General features: G+C 38.2%; 16 protein-coding genes, 1 tRNA gene and 1 pseudogene. 8 read left to right on the forward strand and 10 right to left on the reverse strand.

Translation table 11 applies throughout. The features are described from left to right. Positions 1-517, forward strand: a 517-nt coding sequence (ccsA, locus tag Q0625_RS09755) for a cytochrome c biogenesis protein CcsA (protein ID WP_298826446.1), incomplete at its 5' end; no start/stop codon positions are given. Positions 518-574: 57 nt separating this feature from the next. On the opposite strand, the gene Q0625_RS09760 is transcribed toward ccsA, so the two are convergent. After that, positions 575-1075, reverse strand: coding sequence for a hypothetical protein (locus Q0625_RS09760; RefSeq protein WP_298826448.1), 501 nt, complete (start codon positions 1073-1075; stop codon positions 575-577). Positions 1076-1320: 245 nt separating this feature from the next. Between Q0625_RS09760 and Q0625_RS09765 the strand changes: the two genes are divergently transcribed. Then, entirely contained in the window at positions 1321-2109 is a 789-nt protein-coding gene (locus Q0625_RS09765) for a (Fe-S)-binding protein (RefSeq protein WP_298826450.1), read from the forward strand. Positions 2110-2166: 57 nt separating this feature from the next. After that, a complete protein-coding gene (gene trmB / locus Q0625_RS09770) occupies positions 2167-2844 on the forward strand; it encodes a tRNA (guanosine(46)-N7)-methyltransferase TrmB (protein ID WP_298826452.1) in 678 nt (225 codons plus the stop codon). A gap of 90 nt (positions 2845-2934) precedes the next feature. On the opposite strand, the gene fsa is transcribed toward trmB, so the two are convergent. Beyond that, on the reverse strand, positions 2935-3582 hold the full coding sequence (fsa, locus tag Q0625_RS09775; RefSeq protein ID WP_298826454.1) for a fructose-6-phosphate aldolase: 648 nt from the start codon (positions 3580-3582) through the stop codon (positions 2935-2937). Positions 3583-3727: 145 nt separating this feature from the next. Between fsa and Q0625_RS09780 the strand changes: the two genes are divergently transcribed. Further along, on the forward strand, positions 3728-5176 hold the full coding sequence (locus tag Q0625_RS09780; protein WP_298826457.1) for a TonB-dependent receptor: 1449 nt from the start codon (positions 3728-3730) through the stop codon (positions 5174-5176). A gap of 47 nt (positions 5177-5223) precedes the next feature. Here Q0625_RS09780 and Q0625_RS09785 read toward each other — a convergent pair whose 3' ends face one another. From Q0625_RS09785 to Q0625_RS09805, 5 genes are all read right to left on the reverse strand, one after another. Beyond that, positions 5224-6000, reverse strand: coding sequence for a hypothetical protein (locus Q0625_RS09785; protein WP_298826459.1), 777 nt, complete (start codon positions 5998-6000; stop codon positions 5224-5226). Between the two features lie 2 nt (positions 6001-6002). Further along, positions 6003-7097 carry a Nif3-like dinuclear metal center hexameric protein gene (locus Q0625_RS09790; protein WP_298826461.1) on the reverse strand — a complete coding sequence of 365 codons (1095 nt, stop codon included), beginning with the start codon at positions 7095-7097 and terminating at the stop codon, positions 6003-6005. A gap of 28 nt (positions 7098-7125) precedes the next feature. Next, positions 7126-7893, reverse strand: a complete 768-nt coding sequence (locus tag Q0625_RS09795; protein WP_298826465.1) for a murein L,D-transpeptidase catalytic domain family protein — start codon at positions 7891-7893, stop codon at positions 7126-7128. 277 nt (positions 7894-8170) lie between these two features. Continuing rightward, positions 8171-9406, reverse strand: coding sequence for a hypothetical protein (locus Q0625_RS09800; protein ID WP_298826468.1), 1236 nt, complete (start codon positions 9404-9406; stop codon positions 8171-8173). 233 nt (positions 9407-9639) lie between these two features. Further along, a complete protein-coding gene (locus Q0625_RS09805; protein ID WP_298826471.1) occupies positions 9640-11064 on the reverse strand; it encodes a trypsin-like peptidase domain-containing protein in 1425 nt (474 codons plus the stop codon). 258 nt (positions 11065-11322) lie between these two features. Here Q0625_RS09805 and Q0625_RS09810 point away from each other — a divergent pair, with 258 nt between their 5' ends. Continuing rightward, on the forward strand, positions 11323-12045 hold the full coding sequence (locus tag Q0625_RS09810; protein ID WP_298826473.1) for an FCD domain-containing protein: 723 nt from the start codon (positions 11323-11325) through the stop codon (positions 12043-12045). 80 nt (positions 12046-12125) lie between these two features. Continuing rightward, the gene (locus Q0625_RS09815; RefSeq protein ID WP_298826500.1) at positions 12126-13625 is read left to right on the forward strand and encodes an NAD(P)/FAD-dependent oxidoreductase; all 1500 of its coding nucleotides are present in this window, start codon (positions 12126-12128) and stop codon (positions 13623-13625) included. On the opposite strand, the gene Q0625_RS09820 is transcribed toward Q0625_RS09815, so the two are convergent. Next, entirely contained in the window at positions 13622-15958 is a 2337-nt protein-coding gene (locus tag Q0625_RS09820; protein WP_298826503.1) for a transglycosylase domain-containing protein, read from the reverse strand. The genes Q0625_RS09815 and Q0625_RS09820 overlap by 4 nt on opposite strands. A gap of 171 nt (positions 15959-16129) precedes the next feature. Between Q0625_RS09820 and Q0625_RS09825 the strand changes: the two genes are divergently transcribed. Both Q0625_RS09825 and Q0625_RS09830 read left to right on the forward strand, forming a co-directional pair. After that, on the forward strand, positions 16130-17131 hold the full coding sequence (locus tag Q0625_RS09825; protein WP_298826506.1) for a glycosyltransferase: 1002 nt from the start codon (positions 16130-16132) through the stop codon (positions 17129-17131). Positions 17132-17269: 138 nt separating this feature from the next. After that, a tRNA-Asn gene (locus Q0625_RS09830) sits at positions 17270-17343 on the forward strand. A 324-nt stretch (positions 17344-17667) separates the two neighbouring features. Here Q0625_RS09830 and Q0625_RS09835 read toward each other — a convergent pair. Further along, a pseudogene (locus Q0625_RS09835) lies at positions 17668-17824 on the reverse strand (phosphohydrolase); the annotation flags it as partial. Positions 17825-17889: 65 nt separating this feature from the next. Then, entirely contained in the window at positions 17890-18174 is a 285-nt protein-coding gene (locus Q0625_RS09840) for a F0F1 ATP synthase subunit epsilon (RefSeq protein WP_298826509.1), read from the reverse strand. Positions 18175-18182: the final 8 nt, after the last annotated feature.

The following is an 18182-nucleotide window of genomic DNA, read 5'->3' on the forward strand; positions in this document are numbered from 1 at the left end:
CTATTCGGCGGTGATGGGCATTGTCTTTGTAGGACTTACCTACACCCACCCCGATACGATGAACAAGGCACTGATGCCTGCCCTGCAAAGTGTGTGGTTTATCCCGCATGTGATTGTCTATATCTTTGCCTATGCCATGCTCGGTATGGCTTCACTGACAGCCTTTTATGGGATTTATCGCTATAAGAGGGGACAGGAGATATATTCAGTTTTTGCCATTACTGACCAGCTTATCAAGATAGGTTATGTATTTCTCACCTTTGGGCTACTCTTTGGGGCTCTTTGGGCGAAGGAAGCATGGGGACACTATTGGACATGGGATCCAAAGGAGACATGGGCTTTTATCACTTGGCTGGGTTATTTGGTCTATCTGCATCACAAGTATAATCATAAAGAGAAAAAGCCCTTACAGAGTTTTATCATTGTAGGGATTGCCTTTATATTGCTCCTTATCTGCTGGTTTGGAGTCAATTATCTCCCTACCGCACAGCTAAGCGTACATACTTACACAGGGTAAGGAGCTAATGAATTAATGTGCCAGTAATGGTTAAAAAATAGCTTTATCAGTTTGACATTATTTTCTTCTCGCTAAATTAAAAGGAAGAATCCATTTACTCCCATTGTCAAATTTATAGATAGAATCATTCACCTTAGCTTCTGTTTTTCTATAGATATATAATTTATAAACCTTAGGAAGTACAGTAGGTCTGCGTATGGTGTCATACTTTATTGTATCCACTTCAAAACAGTAATAATAATCATTATTAAGGATAATCTTTATATCACCATTCACTTCAAAACTATTGTCAAAATTAGGGATTATACTAAAGCATTGTTGCGCATTATCCATAAAAGGAACGACTGAGAAACTATAATAATCACAGATTTTTTCTTGAAAGTTACTACCTTTTTTGAAGATAGAATATTGAATATTTTTAGGAATAAAGGTGCTATCCGGACAATTTTTTATAATTATAGCATCAAAGTTTTGATGACTTATTTGTTCAATACGACTTTCACAAGATAGGAATATAAGTGAGAAAAAAGATATCTTAATATAGTTCAATATATTCATAAGAAGTTGATTTAAAATGTTTTATAGAAATTTTATAATTATGGAAATGAGCTGATTAGACTTCTCGGAAGTGGTTCCATCTTTTACTGTTTTCTTATCTATAAGTGATGTAACACCACAAAAGGATTACAGCTGCATTCTAAGACAAAGATACAAATAATTTTTTGTACAACAATCAAAAATTATACCGATGAGTCAATTGCCCAATTACCAAATTATTTGTACTTTTGCCGCTTGAAAAATATATGTCTATGAACTTTCATGTTCCCACTATGGCAGAGCTTAGCGCACAAGGGATTAAGCCCGATGTCCTTTTCTGGATAGGCTGTGCAGGCAGCTTTGATGAGCGGGCACGCCGTGTGACCAAGGCTATGGCCAAGATACTCCACAAGGCGGGGGTTTCTTTTGCGGTACTGGGTGCCGAAGAAGGTTGTACAGGCGATCCTGCTAAGCGTGCTGGCAATGAGTTTCTTTTCCAGATGCAAGCGCTGACCAATATAGAGACCCTTAATAACTATGGTATTACTAGGATAGTAACCGCTTGTCCACATTGCTTTAATACCTTACGCAACGAATATCCTGCTTTGGGGGGTAAGTATGAGGTTTTGCACCATACCCAGCTCCTCCAACAGCTTTTGGATGAGGGGCGATTGAAGGTAGAGGGAGGAATGTTCAAGGGTAAGCGTATCACCTTTCACGACCCTTGTTACTTAGGGCGTGGCAATGGAGAGTATGAAGCACCCAGGGCTATCTTGGAGAAATTGGAAGCTGAAATAGTTGAGATGAAGAAAAGCAAGGCTCGTTCCTTTTGTTGTGGGGCTGGAGGCGCTCAGATGTTCAAGGAAGCCGAAAAAGGAACTGGTGAAATCAACAATGCTCGTGCCGCTCAAGCCCTTGATGTACGTCCTGAGATTATTGTAACGGCTTGTCCGTTCTGTAATACCATGCTTACCGATGGGGTAAAAAATCAACAAAGAGAAATTGTCCCTGTCAGCGATATTGCTTTACTCATAGAACAAGCAGAAGAACTATAATAATGATTAATTACAAGTGAAAAGAGACTAATCACTTTTCACTTTTCACTTACAAATATGGGAAGTAAAAACAAACTCAAACGATTCAAAGAAAATGAAACTTTTGCCAATGTGATTCAGCCCAACCGAGAGGAGGTAATCGCAGGTAATTTTCCTCTCAAAGGGGTATGGGCAAGAGATTTCTTCAAAAATGATCATCCTATAGTATTGGAACTAGGTTGTGGTAGAGGAGAGTATACGGTAAATCTGGCTCAACAATATCCTGATAAGAATTTTATAGGGGTAGATATCAAGGGAGCACGTTTCTGGAGAGGGGCAAAAACAGCCTTAGAAGAAAAAATCCCCAATGCCGCCTTTCTTAGAACTCAAATAGAACTCATAGACTACCTTTTCGCCCAAGGGGAGGTAGCCGAGATATGGATTACTTTCCCTGACCCTCAGATCAAGTACAAGCGTACCAAGCATAGACTTACTAATCAAGACTTCTTGGCAAAGTATAAGCATATCCTTTCCCCCGATGGACTAATTCATCTGAAGACAGATAGCGAGTACCTGCACGGATATACTTTAGGGCTACTGCATGGTATGGGGCATGAGATACTTTATGCCAATCACCATATCTACCGTAACGAAGGTGCTCCTCAAGAAGTCTTGGCTATACAGACTACTTATGAAAAACAGTATCTAGCGCAGGGTAAACCTATTACTTATATTCGTTTTCGATTGAAAAAATAGAAGCTAAAGAAAAAACTCCCACAGATTGTATGGATTTGAAAGTTATCCATGAAATCTGTGGGAGTTAAGTTTTTATAAGAAGGTTATTTATTATCCCTTAGCATCGGCTAGGAATTTTTCTAGACCTATATCTGTAAGTGGGTGTTTTAAAAGGCCTAAGATAGCCGAAAGGGGAGCGGTAATTACATCGGCTCCTATTTTCGCACATTCTATGATATGCATAGTATGTCTTACAGAAGCGGCAAGTACTTGAGTTTCGTAACCATAGTTGTCGTAAATGAGACGAATATCGGCAATTAGTCCAAGCCCATCGGTAGAAACGTCGTCCAATCGTCCAATAAAAGGCGATACATAGGTAGCTCCTGCCTTGGCAGCAAGTAACGCTTGTCCTGCAGAAAAAACTAAGGTACAGTTAGTTCTAATACCTTTTTGAGAGAAATAGCGAATGGCACGTATTCCGTCCTTTATCATAGGTACCTTCACTACAATTTGAGGGTGAAGAGCAGCCAAAACTTCTCCTTCCTTGATGATTCCTTCATAATCGGTGGCAATTACCTCAGCAGAGACATCACCTTTTACCATTTTACAAATGGCTTTGTAGTGCTCTAGAATATTGGCCTCTCCGCGTATACCTTCTTTGGCCATGAGGGAGGGATTGGTGGTTACTCCGTCCAATACGCCTAAGTTTTCAGCCTCCTGTATTTGTGCCAAATTGGCCGTATCAATAAAAAATTTCATTGGTATAGTATTTTAGCACAAAGGTACTATTTTCTTTTGAAATAGCCCCTAAAAATAAGAAAAATCTTTTTGAGAATAAATTTTTAATTCTGTATAAATAATCGTATCTTTGGCATTTATTATTGTAATACAAATAGCTTTACACATGGGAACTTATATCGTAGGGGATAGGGATTTTGAGGAAATTCCTTCTCTGAGTGCTAAGGCACTACGTATCAATCTGAACAAACATATTTACGGGACTTTCTCGGAAATAGGGGCTGGTCAAGAGACCGTGCGTTATTTCTTCCGTGCAGGAGGGGCATCGGGTACTATAGCCAAGGCAGTGAGTGCCTATGATAAGAATTTCAGTGATGCCCTATATGGAGCCGAAAAAGATGGGCGTTATGTTACCGAAGGGCGTCTAAAGAAAATGCTTAGCCATGAAATTAAGCTCTTAGAAGAACGCTTACCAAGGGATAAATACCCTGACAAACTCTTCTTCACCTATGCTAATACGGTTACAACTATTGACTTTGCCAAGCGCTACAAAGGACATGGCTGGGTAGGGATTCGCTTTCAGACGGAACCCGAAGGAGGCTATAATGATATTATCCTACATATTCGTTTTCACCAGACAGAAACTCGTGCTCAACAGGAGACCCTTGGTAAGCTGGGGGTAAACCTTATCCATAGTGCTTTTTATAAATCAGAGAAGCCTCACAGTATCGTAAAGTATCTCTACGACCATATAGACAAAGATCTCATTGAGATAGATATGATTAACTTCTCAGGGCCTAAGTTTGCGGAGGTGGATAATCGTCTGATGAGTTTGCAACTGATCAAGAATGGTATGACCGAAGCGGTAATGTTCGATGCCGATGGAAATAACCAACTTCCTGCCGAACAGCTCTATAAGAAGAATATCCTCACTCTCAGGGGTAGTTTCCGCCCAGTAACCAATGTCAATATAGACATGCTTAAACGCTCTTTGGAACTATTTCTCAAGGAAAAAGGGGTAGATGAGAATAATACTCAAGTGATTTTTGAGATTACTCTTTCCAACCTCTTGGCATCAGGGGAGCTGGATGAGCAAGATTTTATGGATAGAGCGCGCATACTCAGCTCCTTGGGGTATAAGGTACTTATTTCTAACTTTAAGGAGTATTACCGCTTGGCTGAATATTTCTCCAATTATACCAAGGCACAGATGGGGATGGTTATGGGAGCAGATAACCTTATTGCAATTTTTGACGAAGAATATTATACACACTTGAGTGGTGGTATCTTGGAGGCTTTTGGAAAACTTTTCTACCGCGATATCAAGATATATCTATATCCTATGCGTAATAAGGAAACAGGAGAGATTATCACTAGCAATAATATTCATGTATCCCCCCGTATGAAGGAGCTTTATAAGTTCTTTAAGTTCAACGAAAAATTGGTAGATATTGAAAACTATGATGCTAAGAACTTGAATATTCGTTCTCGTGATATTGTACAACAGATAAAGAGTGGACAAGAAGGCTGGCAGGCTGCACTCCCCAAAGGAGTGGCTGAGATGATAGAAAAGAATGGCTATTTTGGTTGGAACAAGGATAAGAAAGAAGAATAGAATAATAAAAGAAGGAGTGTTGCTTGAGGCAACACTCCTTCTTTATTTTACATAGATTGGAAGAATTCGTCCATTTTTTCTCTTTCTTCTCTGGCCAATTCTGGGTCTATAAGGATACGACCACTGTGCTCATCGGTGATGATTTTCTTGCGGGTAGAGATTTCTACCTGTACCTGTGGAGGAATTACAAAGAAGGATCCTCCTGAGGCACCGCGTTCTACGGGAACAATTGCCAAGCGGTTAACCACGCTGTTGCGAATACGTTGGTAAGCACTCAAAAGGCGTGGCTCTATCTGTGAGGATATTTCCAAAGATTTTTTAAGGAGAGTTTCCTCATCTTTTTGGGTCTCTTCAAGGATAGAAGAAAGTTCCTCTTTCTTGTGGTGTAGGTGTTTTTTGCGTTCTTCGAGTTGTTCTTTTATCTTAGCGATAGAGAGTTTCTTTTGTTCAATATCAGCTTTGAATTCTTTGAGGTGTTTTTCAGCCAATTGGATTTCAAGTTCTTGGAACTCTATTTCTTTTGAGATAGCATTGAACTCACGATTATTGCGTACATTCTTCTGTTGTTCGGCATATTTCTTAATTAGTCCTTTGCTTTCCTCAATAAGGTTCTTTTTCGCAGAAATATCCACATTAATCTTGTCAATATCACTGGCTAGGCGTTCTGCACGGCTTTCCAATCCTGCTACCTCATCTTCTAAATCTTCTACTTCCAAAGGGAGTTCGCCACGTACATTTCTTAGTTCATCTATTTTGCAATCAATGAGTTGCAAGGCGTATAGGGTCCTTAGTTTGTCCTCTACGGATACTTCTTTTTTTGTCATAACTATAAGTAGTTGATAGGATTTGTATTTGTATTAGCTAAATAAAATGCAAAGGTAGGAAATTTTTTCGTAAGTTGTTCCCATAAAAGCAATTTTGTGAATTGTTCGCTTTCATAATGTCCTATATCGGCCAAAAGAAGACGACCTTCGGCTTTGAAAAATTCGTGATACTTAATATCGGAAGTGATATAAGCATCACAACCTGTAGCGAGGCAAGCCCCAATAGCATCAGCACCGCTTCCTCCCAATACGGCTACTTTTTGTATCTTTTTTCCTAAGAAGGCAGAATGACGTATACAAGCAGTTTCCATACGCTCTTTTACGTAGGAGAGAAAGGCATGCTCCTCCATAGGTTCTTCCAAGAAACCAATCATACCCAGTCCTATATGTTGGTGAGAGTTCTCCAAGGTGTAGAGCTCATAAGCGACTTCCTCGTAAGGGTGATGGGTGAAAAGTGCTTGTAAGATATTTTTTCTCAGATGCTTAGGGAAGATAACACTGATACGTGTTTCTGCTTCGCAATGGAATTCCTCAGGCTTTCCTATGGTAGGGTTGCTCTGGGTATTCCCCATATAAGTACCTGTACCTTCTATATTAAAACTACATTTGGAGTAATTACCTATATTTCCTGCTCCAGCCTTGAAGAGCTGTTCTCGCAAGGCAGAAGCATCTTTTTGGGGTACATAGGTTACCAATTGTTCTATGGTATGAGCTTGGGGAAGAAGTATTTCTCTTCTGGAGAGTGCTAATCGGTCACAAATACGAGCATTCACCCCCCAGAAAGAATTATCCAAAGCGGTATGTATCGCATAAATAGCAATATGATGCTCTATAGCCTTGATGACGGTACGTTCTACATAGTTGCCCCCTGTGAGCCGCTTAAGCCCACTGAAGATGATGGGGTGAAAGCTTACAATAAGATTACAATCTCGTGCTATTGCCTCCTCAACCACTGTTTCTAAAGTGTCAAGGGTGATGAGTACACCTCGCAAAGGAGTATCGGGGTTTCCTACCAATAGACCTACATTGTCAAAGTCCTCTGCATAGCTAAGGGGCGCAAGGGTCTCCAAATATTGGATAACGTCTTGTATTTTCATTGCAGCTAAAGTGAATTAGAACAGTATATTAGAAAGTATTGTTTAGCGTAAGGCTACTTACCTTTAAGTATTTAGAGGAAGCTAAATATCTCTTGTTAGTATAATAGGCAAAGACCATAGTGCCTTCTTTGATTGTTTCAATAACCTCTTTGTAGATGTTAGTAGGTAGTACAGGACAACCTAAACTACGACCAAAACGTCCATTTTTTTTGAGGAAATCCTCATTCATGTAGTCAGCTGTATGGATAACGATTCCTCGCTTATAGGCATTGGAATTGTAGTAGCGCTCATTTCCATAGAGTTTTAGGCTAAAACCAGCATCGCCATTGTAGGTTTTTCCTGTAACATAGAAGCCCAAGCTACTTTTGTGAGATTCTTCTTCATTGGAGAAGTAAGTAGCAGCAGAAGTTCCTGTTTTCTTACCATGGGCAACATAGGTATGGTAGAGGATTTTTCGATTATCTAAGTCTATTGTATAGAAGCGTTTTTTGTCGCTGTCCTTAGTAAAGTCAATGATAGAAAGCAGGCGCTTATCATTGAGCTTGTTTTGTAATTTCATGTTCTGATAGCCAATGTAAGCATATCTAAAAGCCTTGAAATCAAGGTCATATTCATGCCCTTTAATATCAACATACATTCTCTTGATGACATATTCAAAATTCTCATGTGGAGATAGTAGGCTATCAAGTACAATATTGGAAAGTCTCGAAGAAACAGCTTGGGATTGCTGTCCATAGAGGGTAGAGGCTGCTATAAAGCTAAAGAAAGATAGGGTGTATAATATAACTTTTTTCATATTAAAGAGAAGTTTATTGATAGGTGTGGCAAAATTCTGAAAATATCATGAAATATACAAATTTTGTTTTCTTCAAATTGTTAATAACTTTTGTCTGTGTTAATAATTAAGATGGTAAAAAGAATGATAATTTATTGAAAATGAATAAATTAAAATATTTATAAGAAGAAAACAAGGATGATATCATCAATAAAAATTTAACTTTGCTATAAATAAAAATAACTTTTTGTAAAGAAATATAACGGAAGGTGAGTTTGGTTTTTGAATAAATGTTAAGCTAGTTATCCTTCTCAATAGACTTATTACGTACCTTTCTAAAGATGATATAACACCAATAGCCAACAGCTATAAAAAATAGGGAACTGAAGACGATTAATAATAGATAATAGTTATCGGGCACAAAGAGTTCACAAAGTATGGCAATTCCCTTATAGGCAATAAGTATTTCACTCCCTACAAAAGCAGTGGTATATAAGGATAGACTCCAATAGGGAAAGTGAATATGTAGGTTTTTCTCTAAGAAATGAAGAACTCCAAATCCAATAACTCCTAAAAAAGTAAAGTGCAAATAACTGATGACAAACTCTCTATTGGGCAACACTACTTCAGCTATCCAAGGGAAAGAACCTAAGAACATGAAAATAGTCTTTAGCATGCAAAGTAGTAAAAACATTTGCATAAGGAAAGCAGGTTTTTCCAATTGCATATAAGCTCTATATAGCTCAAAGATACTTGCTAAAAGTAAAAAACCTGAAATATTTCCAATGATATACAAGATAGGCTCATTGAAAAAGCCTACCCAAGAGAGGGTAACAGAGCCTATGGTACCAATGACAAAGTTATAGAGGGCTCCCTTGAGCCGCTTGCTATTTAGTAGGCTCTTATGCTCTATTTCTCCCACTAGAAGACCAAAGAGTACAGCTAAGAACCAACCATTGTATTGGAAGTGTAGGAAGAAATATAAGGCACTGTTATACCAGTCGCTTCCCTTACCTGCCTTTACAATTGCTACAGGAAGTAGCCATATCCCGATGCTTGATAGTATAAGAAAATAGATACCCCAATGAACAAACTTTAATGAAAGTGGTTTGTCATGTTCTGTATCTACACTTTTGGAAATAGAAAACCGTATAAAATTATATTTTTTACTTCTTTTGAGAAAGAAAATGCTAAACCAATAAGTACAAATGATAAAAAGGGAAGAGAAAATAATAGAGTATAGGAAGTACCCTCCAAAAGGAAAAGAAAAAAGCATTCCTAAGATGCAGAATTGCGTACAGAGAAATAAAATAAAATAAGGCTTTCTATCTGTCTCCCTTAAAAAATATTGACAGATGAGCGAAGAGAGAATTGTATATATCCACCCCAATAGTCCTATATGAGAGTGTGAGTGTGTAACGTGTCGTATGTTGAAAAAAACATCGGCTATATAAGACACTCTAAGGGATAACCCCAATAGAATAGTGATAATAAAATAGAGGAAAGCCCACTGAATATCCTTGCGAGTATCCATAAGAATAAGGTCTTTTCATTGAATGAAAGGCAAAAGTAAAAATAAATTATCAAATAAGAGTGTTTTCAAATGCTAAAATTATTCTACCAAAAGTATAATTAATTGATAAAAACTATTTTTCAAGTATGTAAAATAAGTTTTTACATAAAAAAATAGTTTGCCTTGATACAAAGGCAAACTATTTTAGCACTAATAAAAATCAAACTTTAAGATATGAATACGTGAAATTATTTTTATAGGAAGTAGCGTTCTTTTTCTCCATTCTTATTAAGAACCACAATAGCATTGCGTTGTGATTGGTTGTTTTCTAGGATATTTTTTACGCTATCTATGTCTTTTACTTCTTTACCATTGATAGAAAGAAGTACTTTACCGTCCAAATTTACACCATTTTCAATAAATAAAGGGCTTGTTTTGGTGATTTTTACACCACTCTTTATATTGAATGCTTTTTTATCTTTTTCAGATAAGTTCTTTACCATAATTCCTAAGTCATTGGCTACATAAGAATCATTTTTTTGAAGTTTTACACTGATTTCTTTTTCTTTACCATCTCTTAGTATAACCACATTGACATTGTCATTAGGTCTTTTGGTATTGATGTGACCACTGAGGTCAGAGAAAGTACGTATTTTAATATTGTCCATTTGAGTGATGATGTCACCTTTTTTAAGTCCAGCCTTTTCAGCTCCTGAATCATCTTCTACATTATCTATATAGAAGCCTTCGGTTTGTTTGATATGGAGTTTTTCAGCAGTTTCAGAGTTGAGTTCTGTACCAGCTACACCCAGAATACCACGTTGTACATTGCCATATTCTATGAGGTCTTCTACAATCTTCTTTGCGATATTGCTAGGAACAGCAAAGGAATAACCTACGAAAGTACCAGTATTAGGAGAGGCAATAGCGGTATTGATACCGATAAGGTCTCCGTTGAGATTCACCAAAGCTCCACCACTATTTCCTGAATTAACAGCAGCATCTGTTTGTATATAGGACTCTATCTTTCCATTGTATTGGTTTCCTAAATTTCTAGCCTTAGCACTGATAATCCCAGCTGTTACGGTAGAGGTAAGGTTGAAAGGATTTCCTACGGCCAACACCCATTCGCCTATCTTGGTATTATCTGAATCTGCAAAGGTAAGGTAAGGTAGTTTTTCTTCTGTTTTGATTTTCAGTAACGCAATATCTGAGCTGCTGTCTGAACCAATAATTTCAGCTTTGTAAGTTTGGTTATTGTTTAGGGTTACTTGTACTGAAGAAGCACCACTGATTACGTGATTGTTGGTAACAATGTAGCCATCAGGAGATATGATAACTCCAGAACCCGTACCTGCCAAGCGTTCCTTGCCACTACGCTGAGGGGTGTTTCCACTGAAAAGGTCAAAGATGGAGGTGATTTCAGGAGCAACAGTCATGTTTTTCACATGGACTACACTATTAACAGTCTTGTTGGAGGCATTGATGAAACTATTTTCATCAAAATTGAAATTGGCTACCTGTTGGAAATTGGTATGGATAGCTCCAGTGGTATCGGCCTTTTGAGAAGAGAGAAATAAAGTATTGTCTTCTTTCTCTTTGAGAATAAAATGATAGCCTCCTAAGGCAATAGTTCCTCCTAAAATAGCAGAGAATACGGAAGTGAGATGTTTTTTCATATTTAAAATCTTAAAATAATTGATAATATCTATTTTTTTAACTCTAAAGTTGCGAATAGTTATTTACAAAAACAGTGCCAAAAAGATTAAAATTAGAAATTTAACTTTTAATTAATGAAGTTTTCAATTATATCATTGATTTTCTTATAGATAGATTTTTCTAGAAGAGAAAATAAGAATAGAAAAATTTTTTTGTCACTAAAAAAAGTTGTAAATTTGTACCATGTAAATATATTATATGAGTTAAACGTATATCTTATGAAGTCATTAAAGGAAAAAACAACTGATTCAGAGAATGCATCCTTGGTGGATAAGGTGGAGAAGCATATTATAGATTATATCAAGGATAATGCACTGAGAGCTGGAGATTCCCTCCCCAAAGAACTAGAGTTTGCCGAGACTCTTGGGGTAAGTAGAACGGCTATTCGCGAGGCTATGTTGCGCCTAAGAACATTGGGACTGATAGAATCCCGTAAGCATAGAGGGATGGTGATTCTAGAGCCTGATTTGGTGCATAATTTTGAAAAGATGCTTGACCCAGCACTCGTTGATGTCAAGATGCTTTCTAACCTTTTTGAACTAAGATTGATGTTAGAGGTAGGTATGGCCGATTTTGTCTTTACACGTAAAACTTCTAAACAGCTTAAGGAGTTGGAGGAAATCGTGCGAAGCTCTGAAGAAAAACGTTGTGACAGCTTTAATTTCTATTTGGAAACAGAAAAACAGTTTCATGGCAAGCTATATGAGATGGCAGGGAATGAGATTCTTAGGAAATTCCAAGATGTATTCATGCCAATTTTCCAATATGTACATGACCTCAATCGTTACCAAACCGCCTATATTCTCCCCGAAGGAAGCAAACAAATAAGCCACCGCGATTTGCTAGAAGAACTTAAGCATGGTACTCCTGCTTCGTTTAGAGAACTTATGCGAGAACACTTAAATGCTCACTATACCAAAGTGTTAGGAATCAGTTGTTAATGATTGATGACTAATGACTAGTGACTAATATTATAGTTGCTAAGCATTAGTCATTAGTTATTAGTCATTAATTATTGTTTATGTACGATACAATTGTCATAGGAAGTGGTCTTGGGGGGCTTATGACAGCCCTTATCTTGGCTAAAGAAGGTCGAAAAGTTGCCATTGTTGAGAAAAACAAACAATTTGGTGGGAACTTGCAGTCTTTTTTCCGTGATGGGGTACTCTTTGATACAGGAGTGCATTACGTGGGAAGTCTTGAAAAGGGGCAGCCACTCCATAATTATTTTTCTTATGCAGGTATTATTTCAGATTTGGATTTGGAATGTATGCCTAAGGATGGTTATGATCGTATTTGTTTTGCTCAAGAGGCTACTTCCTATCCTCATGCTCAGGGATATGATAATTTTATTACACAGTTATTATCTTATTTTCCTCAAGAAAAAGCAGCACTAGAACAGTATGTTGCTAGGATAAAGGAAGTGTGTAATCACTTTCCTCTTTATCGTTTTCGATTGGAAGGAAGTTATGATGAGTCTTTACTTTCGTTATCCTTAATGGAGTTTCTTCGCGAGCTAACTCCCAATGAAAGACTGCAAGCAGTCCTATTGGGCAATAACTTTCTCTATGCAGGTACCACAGCGCATACTCCCTTATATGTACATGCTTTGTCAGTCAATTCTTATATGGAAAGTGCATGGCGATTTAGGCGTGGTGGCTCACAGATTACCCAGCTGCTTGTAAGGCAATTACGTGCTCTTGGTGTATCTTTATTTACTGAAAATGAAGTACTTGCTTTTGAATATAGGGAGGGAAAAATCTACTCAGTGATTACCTCCCAACACAAAAAGTATATAGCCAAAGATTTTGTTTCAGATATTGATATACAGCAGTTATTGTCCATAGCTGGTCGAGAGCACTTTAAGCCCTCCTATTACAAACGAATAGAGCAACTTACCCCTGTTTCAGGGGTCTTTTCTCTACACTTAGTACTCAAACCTCACTCCTTCCCTTACTTGCCTTACAATATGTATTGGTTTAAGGATCCACAACAGGTATGGAAAGCACCTCATTGCCACTCAGATACTTTCCCTTTGTCTTATATGCTTTCTATGTCACCTCCTAAGGACGGAGGTACATATACTGACAATATGACACTACTTACCTACATGGACTACGAGCAAGTGCGTACATGGGAGCATACGCTTAATACCATAGCCGCTCCCGAGGGTAGGGGAGCGGCCTATGAGGCTTTTAAGAGAGAGAAAGCCGATCAACTTTTAAGGGTTGTGTATCAGCGATATCCCCAGTTGGGAGGAGCCATAGCTCATGCGTATACTTCTACTCCTTTGACTTATCGCGACTATATAGGTACCCCCACAGGAGCTATCTATGGTTATGAAAAGAATATCCATAAGATAGCCCATACACATATCATGCCACAGACACATATTCCAAACCTATACCTTACAGGACAGTCCGTCAATATGCATGGGCTTTTAGGGGTTACCATAGGGGCGGTACTGACCTCTATGGCAATGCTTGGAGGAAAAATAGAAGGGTTAGGTTTTAAGAGTTAGAAATCAATACCTTCGGAGTCTTCTCCTACGGCATCAACAGGGTCATTTCCTTTGCAGTCAAAATCACTACTGTTAAAGCTGCTAGAGCCATCTTCGTTCTTTGGTACAGGGAAAGTCTCTTTTGATACACCTAAATCCTTATTTTCGTATAGTTTCTTCATATAGTAGCCCCAGATAGGTAGCGCCATAGTAGCCCCTTGTCCATATCGGATTCCCTTGAAGTGGATAGAGCGGTCTTCTCCTCCTACCCATACTCCTGTGACTAGATTAGGCACCATTCCCATGAACCATCCATCGGATTGGTTCTGTGTAGTACCTGTCTTTCCTGCAATAGGATTCTTGAAGGCATAAGGATAGCCTGTGATGACATTCTTATACATACTATCATAACCATCAGCTCCTTTGGTACGTAGGCGCGCCCCAGAACCAGATTGGGTAACCCCTTCCATGAGTTTGATTACTGTATAAGCATTTTCAGGGGAAATCGCATTTCTGGCTTCAGGAGTATGTTGGTAAATGATACGTCCATTCTTGTCCTCTATACGCGTAATAAAAGTAGGCTTCAGATAATTTCCCTCATTGGCAAAAGCTCCATAAGCCCCTACCATTTCCAATAATGTAATGTCTCCAGAACCTAAGCAAATAGATGGAAGCGCAGGAATATCTTTGGTATTGATACCCAATTTTTCAATCAGGTCAATGACATTAGTAGGACCAACTTCATCCATGAGTTTGGCAGTAATGGAGTTGATAGAGTTTGCCAAAGCAGCCTTGAGGGTGAGCATTTTTCCACTGAAGCTACCATTAGTATTACGAGGGCACCACTCTTTCGCATTACCCCATTTGTTAGCTTCTATACAAGTCTTCACATCGGGAATTTGAGTACAAGGTGTATAGTGTTTTTGGTCAATGGCTGTAGCATATACAAAAGGCTTGAAGGCAGAACCTACTTGACGTGCTCCTTGGAATACTTGGTCGTACTTGAAATTGTTATAGTCGATACCTCCTACCCAAGCTTTGATGTGTCCTGTTTGTGGTTCCATGGAGAGGATAGCGGTACGTAGGAAGCTCTTATAATAACGAATGGAATCATAAGGAGTCATCACCGTATCAATAGTACCATGCCAAGAAAAGACTTGCATAGGGGTCTCCTTATAGAAGGAAGCACGTATGTCTTTGTCCGAGATACCTGCGGCCTTCATCTGTGCCCAGCGCTCAGAGTTCTTCATAGCACGTTCCATAAGGCGATCAATTTCCTCTTTGGAGAGTTTTACGAAAGGAAATGTCTTATTCTTTTTCAGATTATTTTCTTCTGCAAAAGCTTTTTGGAGGTTTTTCATATGCTTTTGTACCGCCTCTTCAGCAGCAGCTTGCATACGAGAGTCTATAGTGGTGTATATCTTAAGTCCATCGGAATAGATGTCATATTTAGACCCATCGGGTTTTGGGTTATCTTTAATCCACTCTTTCATGAAATTGCGTAAGTGTTCACGGAAATAGGTGGCAATACCCTCATTATGCCCTTCAGGGTTGAAGTTTAAGCGTAAAGGAAGTTTTTGCAAGGAATCTTTTTCCTTGGTGGTGAGGTAGTGATTTTTTTCCATTTGTGCCAATACTACATTCCTACGATTGGTAACCCCTTCGGGATTCCTACGCGGATTGTATAGGGAGGAGTTTTTGAACATACCCACTAGTACAGCACCTTCTTCTATCTTAAGATCTTTAGGTTCTTTACCAAAATAGATACGTGAGGCAGAACGGATTCCATCGGCATTGTTATTAAAGTCGTATTCGTTAAAATACATGGTAAGGATTTCCTTCTTGGTATATTGTCTTTCCAAGCGAATAGCAATGATCCATTCCTTGATTTTTTGTAAATAGCGTTCACCTGTTTTCTTAGATCCTTCACGGTGAAAGAGGAGCTTTGCCAGCTGTTGGGTAATAGTAGAGGCACCCCCACGTCGGCCTAAGAATACAATAGCGCGCAGTGTCCCACGCATGTCTATACCCGAATGCTTTTCAAAACGCTCGTCTTCGGTGGCAATCAGTGCATTGACCAAGTGTTCAGGTAGGTCTTTGTAGGTAACAGGGGTACGGTTATCATTGAAATAGAATTTCCCCAATAGCTCATCATCAGCAGAGTAGATGCTTGAGGCAAGGTTTGTTTCAGGGTTCTCTAGGCGCTTGAAGTCAGGCATTTCGCCGAATACCCCCCAGTCGGCCAAGAGAAAAAGAAAAATAATGGATAAGATACCTACCAAGAAGGTACCCCAAAAATATTTTAATAGTCTTTTTCGTGTAGAACCTTGAGCGGTTGTCTTTTTCGTTCCCATATGCTCTATTTAATATTTACTTTTTTGGGGACAAAAATACGACATTATTTATAAATAAGTGCTTTCTGTTGGGAAATTATGATTTATTTTAGTACGCTTCAAAATATTGCTAAAAACCAGTTGTAACTGAAATGTTTTTTTTATCTTTGCAAAGTTACTAAATTTTCTAAATTGAAATATTCCCTTATTGTACCCGTATATAATCGTCCTGAGGAGGTAAAGGAGCTATTGGAAAGCATAGTTGAGCAAACCTATATAGGTGATTTTGAGACGCTTATTATAGAAGATGGTTCTTCTGTTTCCTCTCAAGAGATAGTAGACACTTTTGCAGATAAGACCAAGATAGTTTATTTGTATAAAGAAAATTCTGGTCCTGGGGATTCCCGCAACTATGGTATGCAAAGGGCTTCGGGAGATTATTTTATTATCTTGGACTCAGATTGCCTTTTGCCGCCTCATTATTTGGAATCGGTAGATGATTTTCTCTCTCAGCATTATGTGGATTGTTTTGGAGGTCCTGATGCAGCAACAGACCAATTTACAGATATTCAAAAGGCAATTAACTATGCGATGACTTCCTTTCTTACCACAGGGGGGATTCGTGGGAGCAAGCGAAGTATGGGCAAGTTTGAACCTCGTAGTTTCAATATGGGGCTTTCTCGTAAGGCCTTTGAAGTAACCAAGGGCTTTGGTCGCATACACCCGGGGGAAGACCCTGACCTAAGTATTCGCCTATGGAAGGCAGGACTACAGACGGCTTTTGTGGAAGAGGCTTTTGTATATCACAAGCGACGTATCTCATGGTACAAATATTATGTACAGGTCAATAAGTTTGGACAAACACGCGCCATACTTAATCGCTGGCATAAGCAGTCTCGTAAGCTCGTACACTGGTTACCAACGCTCTTTCTTATAGGTTTCCTTGTTTCTTTAGGGTTATTAGCCATAGGTCAGTGGGGTTTTATCTTCGTGTATATAGCTTATTTTATACTTATTTTTGCTGATAGCAAACATATCAATCACAGTAGTAGGATAGGATTATTGTCTGTTTGGGCGGTTTGTATTCAATTTTATAGCTACGGAACAGGCTTTTTAGGAGCAACCTTACGCCTTTTTCTCTCTAAAAAATCTTCCGAAGAGCTATTTCCTAAATTATTTTTTAAAAATAAATAATTGAATATCAGTCAGTTAAAAATTATTTTCAAAAAAATAGAAAAAAAGTGCTTGAAAAATTTGTCAGTATCAAAAAAAGTTGTACCTTTGCACTCGGAAAATTGATAGAGAAATAAAGTTTTCCAAGACATAATAAATTCCTCCTTAGCTCAGTTGGTTAGAGCATCTGACTGTTAATCAGAGGGTCACTGGTTCAAGTCCAGTAGGGGGAGCAACAAGGTAACGCACTTATAATTAAGTGCGTTACTTTTTTATAGCTAAAATCTAGTTTGTAATTTCAACAAAACAGCAAGATAAGAAGCAAGGTAAAAATTACAAACAAAAAGGTAATTAAAACTTTTAAATATTGTTATTTGCAAATAATATTGTATCTTTGTATTGTTGTAAAGGATATATAAACCTTAACAAGATGAGGTACGTGGCTTTTGTGCCACTATAGACCACACCCTCAGCACCCAAAAAGTAATAGAATGTTTATTTTTTTAGGTGTCTTTATTTTATAAAGTTACTTATTGTATAAAGAAACAGGTGTGGTGATCTTCTACCAAATCGTGCAAGATACCACAGATTTTCTCATTTTTCAGTTTTCCCTGCATTCATAACACGAATAAGGTGTAGGATATAAGGAAAACCTCCTTTATCTTTTTGCCCTTTATGTGCCTTTATGGCTATTTGTATAGCTTTTTCTAACATATAAAAAATAGTTTGAATAAAAAAAGCAGAGGCATTTGCCCCTGCTTTAATTTTATAAAAAAAGATTATTGAGCTAGTACAATTATTTTGTTATCTTTTTGCTCAACGACCCCTCCTGTGATGGATAGCGTATGTTCCCCTTTAGTTTTGGACTCCTCGGGAAAATACTCTTTGGCAAATACCTTAGGGGCTTCACTTTCTGTAAAGGTGACTATTCCTTTTTCTAAGAGTGCTACAATAGGGGCGTGGTTTTCAAGTATTTGAAAAGATCCTTTTGCACCTGGTAGGGTGATGATACTTACATTTCCCTTGTAAAGCACTGCCTCTGGGGTTACTATTTCTAATATCATAATACTAC

The sequence above is a fragment of the uncultured Capnocytophaga sp. genome, assembly GCF_938029845.1.
GTDB lineage: Bacteria > Bacteroidota > Bacteroidia > Flavobacteriales > Flavobacteriaceae > Capnocytophaga.

What these genes read in the sequence shown, in the direction of transcription:
- Q0625_RS09760 (WP_298826448.1), bottom strand. Translation starts at nt 1,075, where the DNA reads ATGAATATATTGAACTATATTAAGATATCTTTTTTCTCACTTATATTC.
- Q0625_RS09810 (WP_298826473.1), top strand. Translation starts at nt 11,323, where the DNA reads ATGAAGTCATTAAAGGAAAAAACAACTGATTCAGAGAATGCATCCTTG.
- Q0625_RS09790 (WP_298826461.1), bottom strand. Translation starts at nt 7,097, where the DNA reads ATGAAAATACAAGACGTTATCCAATATTTGGAGACCCTTGCGCCCCTT.
- Q0625_RS09840 (WP_298826509.1), bottom strand. Translation starts at nt 18,174, where the DNA reads ATGATATTAGAAATAGTAACCCCAGAGGCAGTGCTTTACAAGGGAAAT.
- Q0625_RS09795 (WP_298826465.1), bottom strand. Translation starts at nt 7,893, where the DNA reads ATGAAAAAAGTTATATTATACACCCTATCTTTCTTTAGCTTTATAGCA.
- fsa (WP_298826454.1), bottom strand. Translation starts at nt 3,582, where the DNA reads ATGAAATTTTTTATTGATACGGCCAATTTGGCACAAATACAGGAGGCT.
- Q0625_RS09765 (WP_298826450.1), top strand. Translation starts at nt 1,321, where the DNA reads ATGTCTATGAACTTTCATGTTCCCACTATGGCAGAGCTTAGCGCACAA.
- Q0625_RS09780 (WP_298826457.1), top strand. Translation starts at nt 3,728, where the DNA reads ATGGGAACTTATATCGTAGGGGATAGGGATTTTGAGGAAATTCCTTCT.
- Q0625_RS09805 (WP_298826471.1), bottom strand. Translation starts at nt 11,064, where the DNA reads ATGAAAAAACATCTCACTTCCGTATTCTCTGCTATTTTAGGAGGAACT.
- Q0625_RS09815 (WP_298826500.1), top strand. Translation starts at nt 12,126, where the DNA reads ATGTACGATACAATTGTCATAGGAAGTGGTCTTGGGGGGCTTATGACA.
- Q0625_RS09820 (WP_298826503.1), bottom strand. Translation starts at nt 15,958, where the DNA reads ATGGGAACGAAAAAGACAACCGCTCAAGGTTCTACACGAAAAAGACTA.
- Q0625_RS09800 (WP_298826468.1), bottom strand. Translation starts at nt 9,406, where the DNA reads ATGGATACTCGCAAGGATATTCAGTGGGCTTTCCTCTATTTTATTATC.
- Q0625_RS09785 (WP_298826459.1), bottom strand. Translation starts at nt 6,000, where the DNA reads ATGACAAAAAAAGAAGTATCCGTAGAGGACAAACTAAGGACCCTATAC.
- trmB (WP_298826452.1), top strand. Translation starts at nt 2,167, where the DNA reads ATGGGAAGTAAAAACAAACTCAAACGATTCAAAGAAAATGAAACTTTT.